The sequence below is a fragment of the Micromonospora sp. NPDC006431 genome (assembly GCF_042870725.1).
Taxonomy (GTDB): domain Bacteria; phylum Actinomycetota; class Actinomycetes; order Mycobacteriales; family Micromonosporaceae; genus Micromonospora.
Window position 1 is genome coordinate 387,717 of record NZ_JBIAHQ010000003.1, and the last position, 12,126, is coordinate 399,842.

A 12,126-nucleotide genomic window follows, 5' to 3' on the forward strand; every position below is an offset into this window, starting at 1 on the left:
CAGTTCCTCGGGCCGCGCATCAACCAGTCGATGGATTTTCTGGTCAGCAGGATCCCCGGCTGAGCATGGCTGGCAGATCGATTCGCCCCGGAGACCGGCAAAAGATGCTTGAGCCATGGCAGTCATCGAAGTCAACGACCTCCGCAAGGGGTACGCGGACCTGACCGTTCTGGACGGGGTGTCGTTCTCGGTGGAGGAGGGCGAGATCTTCGGCATCCTCGGGCCGAACGGCGCCGGCAAGACCACCACCGTGGAGTGCGTGGAGGGGCTGAGGCGGCCCGACGGCGGGTCGATCAGGGTGCTCGGCCTCGACCCGGTGAAGGACGGGCGCGAGGTACGCGAACAGATCGGGGTGCAGCTCCAGCACACGCAGTTGCCGGAGAACATCCTGGTGTGGGAGGTGCTCGACCTGTACGCCTCCTTCTATGCCAAACCCCGTGACTGGCGTGAGCTGCTGGAGGAGTGGGCGCTGACGGACAAGCGCAACGCCCGCTTCGGGAAGCTGTCCGGCGGCCAGAAACAACGGCTGTTCATTGCGCTGGCGCTGGTGGGCAATCCGCAGGTGGCGTTTCTCGATGAGTTGACCACGGGGCTGGACCCGCAGGCGCGCCGCACCACCTGGGAGCTGATCAAGCGGGTCCGGGCGAACGGCGTGACAGTGGTGCTGGTCAGCCACTTCATGGACGAGGTGGAGGAGCTCTGCGACCGCGTCGCCGTCTTCGACGGCGGCAGGATCGTCGCGATGGACACCCCGTCCGGGTTGGTCGACGGGATCGATGCCGAGCACCACATGCGGTTCACGGTGATGGCTGGGGACATGGTCGAGCTGGGCGGGCTGCCCGGGGTGACCGGCGTGACCCGGACGGGAAACCGGGTGGTCGTCACCGGCAGGGGTGACTTCGCCACGGCGGTCACCGCCCAACTCGCCCGCCACCACGTCCTGGTCAGCGATCTGCGCATCGACAAGCGCACCCTCGACGACGCGTTCGTCGCCCTGACCGGCCGCTCGTTCGACGCCACCCACTGACGGAGGAAGACCATGACCAAGCTCGCCATCGTCGAACTGAAGCTGCTGACCAGGGAACCTGGGGCGATCTTCGCGCTGCTCATCCCGCTCTTCATCCTGGTGGTCTTCGGCAGCTCCATCGAGCGGGGGGACACCGTGCTCCTGCCGATGGCGCTGGCGATCGCCGTGGGGCTCGTGGGTCTGTACCTGCTGCCGACCACCATGGCCACCTATCGCGAGCGGGGCATCCTGCGCAGGCTCTCCACCACGCCGGTCCGCCCAGGAAACCTGCTGGTGGTGCAGCTGCTCCTGCAGTTCGTCCTCGCCCTGACCGCGTGCGCCCTGCTGCTGGCGGTGGCGGGTACCGTCCTGGGCGCGCACCTGCCCACCCGGGTGCTGCCCGGTGTGCTGGCCTTCCTGTTCGGTACGGCGGCCATGTTCGCGGTCGGCCTGCTCATCGCGGCGGTGGCGCCGAACGGCCGGGCGGCCAACGGGATCGGTGTCCTGCTCTACTTCCCGATGGCCTACCTCGCCGGGCTCATGCAGCCCACGGATCAGATGCCCGCTATCGTGGCCCGGATCGGGGAGTACACCCCGCTGGGCGCATTCCGGCAGTGCCTGCGGGACGTCTGGGCGGACGCCGCTCCCAGTCCCCTGCTGCTCGGTGTGCTGGCCGCGTACGCCCTGGTCGTCAGCATCGCTGCGGCGAAGTACTTCCGCTGGGAGTGAGCGATGACCAGGCGGCTCGACCGGTGGGAGCGGCTGCTGGAGCGGCAGCTGGCGGCGGCGCCGTACGTCCTGCTGGCGACCTCCACGGTGCTCGCCCTGCTGACCACTGGCAGGTCGTGGGCCACGCTCGGCCTGGCCGCGTTCGCCGCCGCCTGGATCTGGCTGGTGCCGCGCGGCGCGGTCTACGTGGCTGGGCTCGTGGTGCTGATCGGAGTGCTCTGCACCCGAGGAATGTGGTTTGCGAGCTTCTTCGGCTTTGTCGGATACCTCCACTCCTGGCAATATTTGAAGGGATATTGGCGGTTCGTCGGGGTGACCGCCACGGCGACGATCAGCGTCGCGGCCTACGGTGGCGGTCTGCCCGATCCGACCCCGTCCGGAATCCTCACCTACCTGCTCTTCATCGCCGCCATCGTGGCGTTGGTCGGCCTGTTCAGCTTCGTCGGCGAGGTCACGGCCGAGCGGAGCGCCGAACGCAAGCGCATGGTGGCGCAGCTCGAGGAGGCGCTGCGGGAGAACGCGGGACTGCACGCCCAACTGCTGGTCCAGGCACGCGAGGGGGGCGTGCTCGACGAACGGCAGCGCATGGCGGCGGAGATCCATGACACCCTCGCCCAGGGACTGACCGGCATCATCACCCAGCTACAGGCGGCGCAGCAGGCCGAGGACTGGCGGCGTCATGTGGACAACGCGGTACGGCTGGCACGGGAGAGCCTGGCCGAGGCCCGGCGCTCGGTGCACGCGGTCGGACCCGGCCAGCTGGCGGCGGCGCCGCTGCCCGAGGCGCTGCGGGACATCGTCACCCGGTGGGGCGAGCTCAACGGCGTACGGGTGGATTTCGCCACCACTGGTACGGTCCGGCCCATGCATCCCGAGGTTGAGGAGACGCTGCTGCGCACCGCGCAGGAGGCCCTGGCCAACGCGGCCAAGCACGCCGGCGCGTCCCGGGTCGGGCTGACCCTCTCGTACATGGAGGACGTGGTCACCCTGGACGTGCGCGACGACGGCGCCGGGTTCGATCCCGAGCGGGTCCGGGACGGCGGCGGCTTCGGCCTGGCCTCGATGCGCAAGCGGGTCAGCCGGCTGGCCGGCACGCTGGCGATCGAGTCGGAGCCCGGCCTCGGCACGGCGATCTCCGCGAGCGTTCCAGCGGTGGTCCGTGGCTGAGCCCCTGATCCGGCTGCTGATCGTCGACGACCATCCGGTCGTGCGCGACGGCATCCGCGGCATGTTCGCCGGCGACCCGGGATTCGAGGTGCTCGGCGAGGCCGGAGACGGTGCCGAGGCCGTCGCACTCGCGCGGGCGCTGAACCCCGACGTGATCCTCATGGACCTGCGGATGCCCAGGATGGACGGCGTCGCCGCGATCAAGGAACTCGCCAGGCTCGGCATCACGGCCCGCGTCCTCGTCCTCACCACCTACGACACCGACCGGGACGTCGTGCCCGCCATCGAGGCCGGGGCCACCGGCTACGTCCTCAAGGACACCGGCCGCGACGAACTCGTCCACGCCGTCCGTACGGCGGCGCGGGGCGAAGCCGTGCTCTCCCCGTCGGTGGCCACCCGCCTCCTCGGCCAGGTCCGCACGCCCGCCGACCCGCTGAGCGCCCGGGAGTTGGAGGTCCTCCGCCTCATCGCCGAGGGCGCCACCAACCGCGAAGCCGCCGCGCGCCTGTTCATCAGCGAGGCCACGGTGAAGAGCCACGTGCTGCACATCTACACGAAGCTCGGCGTCAACGACCGAGCCGCTGCCGTCGCCGCCGCCTTCCGCCGCGGCCTGCTCACCCTCGAGAACGGCTGACCGGGCCGGCTGCGGTGATCGGGCGGGCGGGCCGGGACCCCGACCCGCCCGCGGTGCTCAACGGGTCTCGGTGGTGCCCTCCGGTCGGCCGGTCGCCCGCGGCGGCGCGGACCACGGCGACTCGCCGGCGGTGCGGCGGGGCAGGGGGTCGGTGGGGGTGGCATCGGGGTAACCCAGCGTCAGCGGGGCGGTGTCCGCCGTGTCGGCCGGGGGCCAGGCGCTGAACGACTGGGTCTGCTCGATCGGCTCGTCGGCCGGGGTCAGCTCCGCCTCGGCCGCCGGCCGCCCGGGCCACTGCCGCCAGCGCTGCCCGCTGAGCACGGCCATCAGCAGCAGCATGCCGATCAGGAACAGCGTGCCGTTCTCCACCGGCTGACGCAGTGGCAGCGGGTCCCCGAGCATCTTCCAGCCCTCGGGGATCCGGTCCCGGACGGTGAATGGCGCGACGAACATCCCGAGGTACGGGATGACCAGCAGCAGCCCGGCCACGAGCGGACCGAGCGGCGAGAAGCGCAGCGTGCCGAGCAGGCCGAGCAGGATGCCGGCGACGCCGAGATACACGGCCGGCTCGATCAGGTTGGGCGTGCTGTAGGTGCCGATCTCCACCCAGCGGTGCACGGTGCCTGCAGACCCGTCCTGACCGAGGGTGACGAGCACCCAGGTGACGGGCGCCACCACCAACCCGGCGAGGAAGCTCCAGAGATGTCGCATCCGCGCACCGTACCGTTTCCGGCATGACAGATCACCCCTCCACCGGGCCGGTGGGCAAGCCGACCTCGTATTCGCGGGTCACGCTCAGCCGGATCATGACCGCAGTCGATGTCAATCTGTACGGGACCGTGCACGGTGGGGTACTGATGAAGTTCGTCGACGACGTGGCCGGGGCCGCCGCGGCCCGGCACAGCGGTGGCACCGCGGTCACCGCCTCGATCGACGAGATCGTCTTCTCGGAGCCCGTCCGGGTGGGCGACCTGGTGCACGCGCACGCCCAGGTCAACTGGACCGGGCACACCTCGATGGAAGTCGGGGTGAAGGTGGTCGCCGAGCGCTGGGACTCGGCCGAGGACGAGCCGGTCCCGGTCGCCACGGCATACCTGGTCTTCGTCGGGGTGGACGTGGGCGGCGCACCGCGCCCGGTCCGGCCGGTGCTGCCGGAGACCCCGGAGGACGAGCGCCGCTACCGGGAGGCGGAGATCCGCCGCGCCCACCGGCTGGCCCGCCGCCGGGCGATCCAGGCCCACCGAGCCGGCTGAGAAGGCACCGAGCGTCCCGCCACCGTGCGCGGCGTTGGCGGGACGCCTCCCCGCCCAGCCACACTGTCGGACGGGTGGAGATGTGGGGCGGGCACGCCCCCTGACCGGCACCCGGTGCGGAGAATAGCGACGCTGGGTAGGGCAAGATGGCGCCACGGCCCATGCACAGTGTCGTGACGGGGCCTCAGGGAGGGTGGAGCAGTGGGTGACGTGCTGTGGACGCCGCCGGCCGACGTGCGCGAGCGGTCCCGGATCGGCGACTACCTGCGCTGGCTGGCCGAGCACCGGGGGCTGGAGTTCGCCGACTACGACGCGCTGTGGCACTGGTCGGTGACGGACCTCGACGCCTTCTGGCGGTCGATCTGGGACTACTTCGAGGTGGTGGCGCACACCCCGCCGACCGCCACGCTCACCGACCCGGCCATGCCGGGCGCCCGCTGGTTCCCCGGCGTGACGCTCAACTACGCCGAGAACGTGCTGCGGATGCCGGGCCGGGGGGACGACGACCCGGTGGTGATCGCGCACGGGCAGACCCGCGCGCCGGAGACGCTGACCGCCGCGGAGCTGCGCGAGCGGGTCCGCCGGGTGGCGGCCGGGCTGCGCCGGCTCGGCGTCGGCCAGGGCGACCGGGTGGCGGCGTACGCGCCGAACATCCCGGAGACCTTCGTGCTGCTGCTCGCCACCGCCAGCCTGGGCGCGATCTTCTCCTCCTGCGCGCCGGAGTTCGGCACCCGCAGCGTCACCGACCGGTGGCGGCAGATCGAGCCGAAGGTCCTGGTCGCCGTGGACGGCTACCGGTACGGCGACAAGCCGGTGGACCGGCGGGGCGAGGTGGCCGCCATCCGGGCCGCGCTGCCGTCGCTGGAGCACACCGTCGGCATCGCGTACCTCGACCCGGCCGGCGCTGGCGGCCATAATTCGGCCTCCGCGCCGCTAGGCGGCGCTCCGGACCGAATGAAGGCCGCGCCAGCGGGCGGGATCTCCTGGGCGGAGCTGGCGGCGGAAACCGACGAGCCGTTGACCTTCACCCCGGTGCCCTTCGACCACCCGCTCTACGTGCTCTACTCCTCCGGCACCACCGGCCTGCCGAAGCCGATCGTGCACGGCCACGGCGGCATCCTGCTGGAGCATCTGAAGATGCTGGCCCTGCACCACGACCTGGGCCCGGCGGACCGGTTCTTCTGGTTCACCACCACCGGCTGGATGATGTGGAACTTCCTGGTCTCCGGCCCGGCGGTGGGCGCGACCATCGTGCTGTTCGACGGCAACCCGGGCCACCCGGACCTGGGCGCGCTCTGGCGGCTGGCGGAGCAGACCGGCACCACCTACTTCGGCACCTCCGCGCCGTTCCTGCTGGCCTGCCGCAAGGCCGGCCTGGTCCCGAAGGAGATCGCCGACCTCGCCGCGCTGCGCGGTCTCGGCTCGACCGGCGCGCCGCTGCCCGCCGAGGGCTTCACGTGGGTGTACGAGAACGTCGGTGACCGGCTCCAGCTCCAGTCGCTGTCCGGCGGCACGGACGTCTGCACCGGTTTCGTCGGGGGCGTGCCGCTGCTGCCGGTGCACGCCGGGGAGATCGGCTGCCGGGCGCTCGGCGCGAAGGTCGAGGCCCGCTCCGCAGACGGCACCCCGGTCATCGGGGAGCTGGGCGAGCTGGTCATCACCGCGCCGATGCCGAGCATGCCGGTGGGCTTCTGGAACGACCCGGAGGGCACCCGCTACCGGGAGGCGTATTTCGAGGTCTACCCGGGCGTCTGGCGGCACGGCGACTGGATCACCGTCAACGAGCGGGGCGGTTGCGTGATCACCGGGCGCTCGGACGCCACCCTGAACCGGGGCGGTGTACGCCTCGGCACCGCCGAGTTCTACTCCGTGGTCGAGGGGCTGGACGAGGTGGTCGACTCGGTGGTGGTGCACCTCGAGGACGACCAGGGTGGGGCGGGTGAGCTGCTGCTCTTCGTGGTGCTGGACCAGGGGCTGGAGCTGGACGACGAGCTGCGGAAGAAGATCTGCCGCGAGCTGCGGACCGCCCTGTCGCCCCGGCACGTCCCGGACGAGATCCACCAGGTCCGGGCGGTCCCGCGCACGCTCTCGGCGAAGAAGCTGGAGGTGCCGGTCAAGAAGATCCTCACCGGCACCCCGGTCGACCACGCCGCGGCCAAGGGCGCCCTGGCCAACCCGGAGTCGCTGACCGCATTCGCGGCCTTCGCCCAGCGCCGCGCCCACACCGACGAGTCCGCCCCCGCCTGACGGTGCGTGCCGGCCGGGGAGCGCCCCCGCTCAGGCGAGGCTGCGGGTTACCTTCTCCGCGGCGGTGCGCGAGTCGAGGCGGGCGGGGTCGAGGTTGCCGCAGAGGACCAGGCTGGCGCCGGCGGCCAGCGGGGCGAGGAGCCAGTCGACCGGGTCGGGGTGCCGCCCGGTGTCGACCAGCAGCCGGTCGCCCGGGGTGAGGCAGAGCTCCGCGCCCCGGGCCTCCGCGCGGGCCAGCAGCTCCGCGTCCCCGTCGCCACCCTGTGGGTACGGCGTGAAGTGGTCGCCGTGGCCGCGTACCGCCGACACGAAGTCGGCGAAGCCCGGCGGCACCTGCCGCATCGGCAGGGCGAACGGGTCGAGCGCGAGCGCGTACCGCTCGCCGGCCGACCAGGCAGCCGCCTCGTCGACCCGGTCCGCCGCGGCGAAGAGCACGTCCACGGCACCCGGGGCGTCGACCACGGTCAGCTTCGCCGACCAGCAGCCGAGCAGCACGGCGGCGGTCTGCCAGTGCGGGGGCAGCAGCACGGCCGCCGGGTCGCCGGGGGCGAGGGCCACCTCGTCGACGAGCAGGTTGGCCGTCTTGGCCACCCAGTTCGCCAAGGTCGCCCCGGACAGCTCGGTGCGCTCGCCGGTGGCGTCGTCGTACCAGGTCAGCAGGGGGCGCGTGGGGTCGGTCGCGATCGCGTCGGCGAAGACCCGGGCAATATTGTCGGCCATCGTCGCGAACGATACGCGCCGGTGGCCGTACTCGATGGCAGGGACAAGTCGGCGTACCGTCGGGTCGCAGTCACCGCCGGGACCCGGGCCCGGCGTAGGCTTGCCGACAGTGTTGTTCCCCACAGCCGACAGCCTGAGGAGTCGCCCCGTGACCGCCGGTCGCCCGCCCCGCGTGCTCATCGACGCCACGAGTGTCCCCGCCGACCGTGGCGGCGTCGGTAGATACGTCGACGGTCTGCTCGGCGCCCTCGGCCGGGTCTGCGGCTCCGGCGTGGATCTGGTCGTGGTGAGCCTCCGCACCGACCTGGAGCGCTACACCCGGATGCTGCCCGGGGCCGAGGTCATCCCCGCCCCGGCGGCGGTCGCGCACCGCCCGGCCCGGCTCGCCTGGGAGCAGACCGGCCTGCCGCTGCTGGCCCAGCAGGTGGCGGCGGAGGTGCTGCACTCGCCCTTCTACACCTGCCCGCTGCGGGCCGGCTGCCCGGTGACGGTCACCGTGCACGACGCGACCTTCTTCACCGAGCCGGAGCACTACGACAAGTCCCGGCGGACGTTCTTCCGCAGCGCCATCAAGACGTCGCTGCGCCGCGCCGACCGGGTGATCGTGCCGAGCAAGGCCACCCGGGACGAGCTGATCCGCCTGCTGGACGCCGACCCGACCCGGATCGACGTGGCCTACCACGGGGTCGACCAGGCCGCCTTCCACGCCCCGAGCGAGGAGGAGAAGGCCCGCGTCCGCGCGCGCCTCGGGTTGGGCAGCAGCAGCTACGTCGCGTTCCTCGGGGCCAAGGAGCCGCGCAAGAACGTACCCAACCTGATCCGGGGCTGGGCCCGCGCGGTGGCCGACCGGGACAACCCGCCGGCGCTGGTCATCGCCGGTGGCCAGGGGCATGACGACGACATCGACCGCGCGGTGGCCGAGGTTCCGTCGCACCTGCGGCTGCTCCGCCCGGGCTACCTCCGCTACGCCGACCTGCCCGGCTTCCTCGGCGGCGCGCTGGTCGCCGCCTACCCGTCGTACGGCGAGGGGTTCGGGCTGCCGATCCTGGAGGCGATGGCGTGTGCCGCGCCGGTGCTGACCACGCCGCGGCTCTCCCTGCCCGAGGTGGGTGGCGACGCGGTCGCGTACACCAGCGAGGACCCGGACCAGATCGCCACCGACCTGACCGCCCTGCTGGACGACGAGCAGCGCCGGCTCTCCCTGGCGAAGGCCGGTTTCGACCGGGCGAAGGAGTTCACCTGGGAGTCCAGCGCGGAGGTGCACATCGCGGCGTGGAGCCGGGCCCGGGCCTGACCTGTCGGATGCTCGTCCGCCCGACGTGGCGTCCGTGCCGTGGTGGTTCGGGCATGATGTGCTGATGTTCTACGCCGTCATCCCGGCGGGAGGCAGTGGCACAAGATTGTGGCCGCTGTCCCGGGCCGGCCATCCCAAGTTCCTCCACCCGCTGACCGGTACCCCGGCCTCGCTGCTCCAGGCGACGGTGGACCGACTGTCGCCGTTGACCACACCCGAGTGCACGCTGGTGGTCACCGGGGCCGCGCACGTCGCGGCGGTGGCCCGGCAACTGGCTGGCCTGCCGGAGGAGAACATCCTGGTCGAGCCCTCGCCGCGCGACTCGTGTGCGGCGATCGCGCTGGCGGCGGCCGTGATCGCGGAGCGCGAGCCGACGGCGGTGATGGGCTCGTTCGCCGCCGACCACCTGATCGGCGACGCCGCGTCGTGGGCCGAGACCGTACGCCAGGCGATCCGCGGCGCCGAGCAGGGGCTGCTGATGACGGTGGGCATCACCCCGACCCGGCCGGAGACCGGCTACGGCTACCTGGAGACCGGCGAGCCGACGGGCGACGGTCCGCTGCGTCCGGTGCTCGAGTTCAAGGAGAAGCCCGCCGCCGAGGTGGCCGAGGGATACGTCCGCTCCGGCCGGCACCTCTGGAACGCCAGCATGTTCGTCTGGCGGGTGGACGTCTTCCTGGCCGAACTGGCCCGGCAGCAGCCGGCCCTGCACGCGGGGATCGTCGCGATCGCGGCGGCGTGGGGGACTCCGGAGCAGGACGACGTCCTCGGCACCGTCTGGCCGACCCTGCCGAAGATCTCCGTCGACTACGCGGTGATGGAGGGCGCGGCGACCGCCGGGCGGGTGGCCACCGTACCCGGTGACTTCGGCTGGAACGACGTCGGCGACTTCCACACCCTCGGCGACGTGCTGCCCGCCGACGCGGACGGCAACGTGGTGCTGGGCGCCGACGCCAAGCCGGAAGTCCTGCTGCGGGACAGCAGCGGCCTGGTGGTGGTGCCGCACTCCGGCCGGCTGGTGGCCGCCCTCGGCCTCCGCGACCTGATCGTGGTGGACACCCCGGACGCGCTGCTGGTCTGCCCGCGGGACCGGGCCCAGGACGTGAAGAAGCTGGTCGACGAGCTGAAGGAGCGCGGCGAGGAGGGCCTGGTCTGACCGGGTTGTGCGCCCCCGCCGGGCCGCCGGGTCAGCCGGCGGCGCGGCGGGCCAGGGCGGCGAGGGCCGGCGCGACGAGCTGGACGGTCCCGTCGGCCAGCGGCTCGGGCAGGCGGTCCGGCGGGAACCAGCCCAGCGCCTCGGACTCGTCGCTGACCCGCTCGGTCGCCCCCGGCGGGGCGAGCACGGCGAACCGGACGTCGTAGTGCAGTGACCCGCCCTGGCAGGCGACCGGGTGAATGTCCACGTCGATCGGCTCCGGGTCGACCGTCAGCCCGGCGATCCCGGACTCCTCGCCGGCCTCGCGCAGCGCGGCGGCGGCCAGGGTCGGGTCGCCGGGTTCGCAGTGCCCGCCGAGCTGTACCCATTTGCGGAACTTGCCGTGCAGGCAGAGCAGCACTCGCGCGCCGGTGTGGTCGAGCACCAGGGCGCTCGCGGTGACGTGCCCGGCCCGGTGGGCGCGGCTCATCGCCACCGGCCCGGCGGACAGCAGCTCCAGGGTCCGGTCCCGGGCCAGGGCGGCCGCCGGGCTGGTCGGCGTCCAGCGGCTCAGCAGCGCGGTGGCGTCGGCGTGCAGGTCGGCGTACGTCGGGAGGTCGGTGCGGGTCTCGGGCACTCCGACACTCTACGAGCGTGGTCTTCGTACCCTGGCCCGGTGACCCTGCGACTCGTCGAGTTCGTCGTGGCCGGCAACGAGGCCAGCGACCTGTTGCCGGTACGCTCCCCGGCGCTGCTGCGCGCCCACGGCGCCCGCCGGGGTTTCTGGACGGTGCTGGACGAGGGCCCGGTGGAGCGCTGCCTGGCCCTGCTGGTGGAACGCCACGACGGCGAGTGGGTGGCGCATCACGTGGCCGCCGACGCCGGTCGGGAGAACGGCCGCACCGAGGACGGCGAGGCCCTCGCCCACCACGACGGCTGGGTGTACGTCTTCGGCTCGCACTTCGGGTCGAAGGCCGGCCCGCTGCGGCCCCGCCGCGCGTTCGTGGCCCGGTTCCGCGAGGAGGACGCCGCCTACGGGACACTGCCGGTGCACGTGGTCCGCAACCAGTTCCGGCTGCACCGGGCGGTCAACGACGCCCTGGCCGCGGCCCCGCTGACCCCGCTGCCGCCGGGCGACCGGGTCCGGCACCGGTTCATCGTGGAGACCCTGGCCCGGGGCACCGCCCGGGCCAAGAGCTGGGTGCGCCGGCTCGCCGCGGACGACGTGCCGCTCAACGTCGAGGCCGCCGCGTTCACGCCGGCCGGGACGGTGCTGCTCGGGTTGCGTTTCCCGGTCACCGCCGAGGGGGAACCGATCCTGGTCGAGCTGGCCGGGGTGCCCGACATGTTCGGCGCCCAACCGGGCTGGCCCCGGGCCGTCGGGGCGTACGCCCTGACCGGGGTGACCCCGCCGGGCGCGCTGACCGGCTTCCGGGCCGTCACCCCCACCCCGGACGGCGGGTACGCGGCGGTCATCGGGTCGATCGACGCGTTGGGCAAGGGTTCGGTGCTGTTGGACGATCACCCGCACGGTGGTGCGGTGACCTCGCGGCACGTCCGGTTCCGGTGGGACGTCACGCCGGACGCGCGGGTGGCGGGAAAGCTGGTGGCCGAGCTGGCGCCGTTCCACCACGTGGAGGGGCTGGCCGAGGTGGACGGGCGCTGCTACTACGTGACGGACGAGGACCACCGGGTGGCGCTCTGGATCGACTGAGACGACCGGGCCGGGTCGGACGACCGGATGGCATCTCTGCGGAGAACCCGCCGCAGACCCTCGTGATGCCGTCCGGTCGTCCGTCTCCCCGAGCCCCGGGTGGGTGCAACCACCGTCCCAAGCCGGATGGGCAAGGGAAGCATGCCCAACCGGCCCCGTCGACGTCGAGGTTTTTCAGCCCACGCTTAAAGATGGAGAATAGTGCCGCCGGGTACAGTGCCACTGGT

Annotated in this window: 12 protein-coding genes; 9 read left to right on the forward strand and 3 right to left on the reverse strand. The window is 72.7% G+C overall.

Annotated elements, in window-relative coordinates; genetic code table 11:
* Window positions 1–115: 115 nt before the first annotated feature.
* Genes ACFYM6_RS08210 through ACFYM6_RS08225 form a run of 4 tightly spaced genes read left to right on the forward strand, consistent with a single transcriptional unit; the run spans window position 116 to window position 3,536 of the window.
* Entirely contained in the window at window positions 116–1,027 is a 912-nt protein-coding gene (locus ACFYM6_RS08210) for an ABC transporter ATP-binding protein (RefSeq protein WP_387273423.1), read from the forward strand.
* Between the two features lie 12 nt (window positions 1,028–1,039).
* Window positions 1,040–1,735, forward strand: coding sequence for an ABC transporter permease (locus ACFYM6_RS08215; protein ID WP_387273425.1), 696 nt, complete (start codon window positions 1,040–1,042; stop codon window positions 1,733–1,735).
* Window positions 1,736–1,738: 3 nt separating this feature from the next.
* The gene (locus tag ACFYM6_RS08220; RefSeq protein WP_387273427.1) at window positions 1,739–2,902 is read left to right on the forward strand and encodes a sensor histidine kinase; all 1,164 of its coding nucleotides are present in this window, start codon (window positions 1,739–1,741) and stop codon (window positions 2,900–2,902) included.
* Window positions 2,895–3,536 (forward strand): response regulator, encoded by a 642-nt coding sequence (locus tag ACFYM6_RS08225; RefSeq protein WP_387273429.1) that lies wholly within the window; start codon window positions 2,895–2,897, stop codon window positions 3,534–3,536. The genes ACFYM6_RS08220 and ACFYM6_RS08225 overlap by 8 nt, the downstream gene beginning before the upstream one ends.
* A 57-nt stretch (window positions 3,537–3,593) precedes the next feature.
* Here the strand turns inward: ACFYM6_RS08225 and ACFYM6_RS08230 are convergent, their stop codons facing one another.
* A complete protein-coding gene (locus ACFYM6_RS08230) occupies window positions 3,594–4,247 on the reverse strand; it encodes a hypothetical protein (protein WP_387273431.1) in 654 nt (217 codons plus the stop codon).
* Window positions 4,248–4,270: 23 nt separating this feature from the next.
* On the opposite strand from ACFYM6_RS08230, the gene ACFYM6_RS08235 reads away from it, so the two are divergent.
* Both ACFYM6_RS08235 and ACFYM6_RS08240 read left to right on the forward strand, forming a co-directional pair.
* On the forward strand, window positions 4,271–4,789 hold the full coding sequence (locus tag ACFYM6_RS08235) for an acyl-CoA thioesterase (RefSeq protein ID WP_073832844.1): 519 nt from the start codon (window positions 4,271–4,273) through the stop codon (window positions 4,787–4,789).
* Between the two features lie 201 nt (window positions 4,790–4,990).
* Window positions 4,991–7,036 (forward strand): acetoacetate--CoA ligase, encoded by a 2,046-nt coding sequence (locus ACFYM6_RS08240; protein WP_387273433.1) that lies wholly within the window; start codon window positions 4,991–4,993, stop codon window positions 7,034–7,036.
* A gap of 30 nt (window positions 7,037–7,066) precedes the next feature.
* Here ACFYM6_RS08240 and ACFYM6_RS08245 read toward each other — a convergent pair whose 3' ends face one another.
* The gene (locus ACFYM6_RS08245) at window positions 7,067–7,756 is read right to left on the reverse strand and encodes a TIGR03089 family protein (protein WP_387273434.1); all 690 of its coding nucleotides are present in this window, start codon (window positions 7,754–7,756) and stop codon (window positions 7,067–7,069) included.
* Window positions 7,757–7,904: 148 nt separating this feature from the next.
* Here ACFYM6_RS08245 and ACFYM6_RS08250 point away from each other — a divergent pair, with 148 nt between their 5' ends.
* The gene (locus tag ACFYM6_RS08250; RefSeq protein WP_357436516.1) at window positions 7,905–9,050 is read left to right on the forward strand and encodes a glycosyltransferase family 1 protein; all 1,146 of its coding nucleotides are present in this window, start codon (window positions 7,905–7,907) and stop codon (window positions 9,048–9,050) included.
* A 64-nt stretch (window positions 9,051–9,114) separates the two neighbouring features.
* Window positions 9,115–10,206 carry a sugar phosphate nucleotidyltransferase gene (locus tag ACFYM6_RS08255; protein WP_357436518.1) on the forward strand — a complete coding sequence of 364 codons (1,092 nt, stop codon included), beginning with the start codon at window positions 9,115–9,117 and terminating at the stop codon, window positions 10,204–10,206.
* Window positions 10,207–10,237: 31 nt separating this feature from the next.
* On the opposite strand, the gene ACFYM6_RS08260 is transcribed toward ACFYM6_RS08255, so the two are convergent.
* Entirely contained in the window at window positions 10,238–10,822 is a 585-nt protein-coding gene (locus ACFYM6_RS08260; protein WP_387273437.1) for an NUDIX hydrolase, read from the reverse strand.
* A gap of 39 nt (window positions 10,823–10,861) precedes the next feature.
* Here ACFYM6_RS08260 and ACFYM6_RS08265 point away from each other — a divergent pair, with 39 nt between their 5' ends.
* Entirely contained in the window at window positions 10,862–11,899 is a 1,038-nt protein-coding gene (locus tag ACFYM6_RS08265) for a hypothetical protein (protein ID WP_387273439.1), read from the forward strand.
* The last annotated feature ends 227 nt before the right edge of the window (window positions 11,900–12,126 follow it).

Coding starts and splice junctions, on each gene's coding strand:
- ACFYM6_RS08210 (WP_387273423.1), top strand. CDS start 116: ATGGCAGTCATCGAAGTCAACGACCTCCGCAAGGGGTACGCGGACCTG.
- ACFYM6_RS08215 (WP_387273425.1), top strand. CDS start 1,040: ATGACCAAGCTCGCCATCGTCGAACTGAAGCTGCTGACCAGGGAACCT.
- ACFYM6_RS08220 (WP_387273427.1), top strand. CDS start 1,739: ATGACCAGGCGGCTCGACCGGTGGGAGCGGCTGCTGGAGCGGCAGCTG.
- ACFYM6_RS08230 (WP_387273431.1), bottom strand. CDS start 4,247: ATGCGACATCTCTGGAGCTTCCTCGCCGGGTTGGTGGTGGCGCCCGTC.
- ACFYM6_RS08235 (WP_073832844.1), top strand. CDS start 4,271: ATGACAGATCACCCCTCCACCGGGCCGGTGGGCAAGCCGACCTCGTAT.
- ACFYM6_RS08245 (WP_387273434.1), bottom strand. CDS start 7,756: ATGGCCGACAATATTGCCCGGGTCTTCGCCGACGCGATCGCGACCGAC.
- ACFYM6_RS08255 (WP_357436518.1), top strand. CDS start 9,115: ATGTTCTACGCCGTCATCCCGGCGGGAGGCAGTGGCACAAGATTGTGG.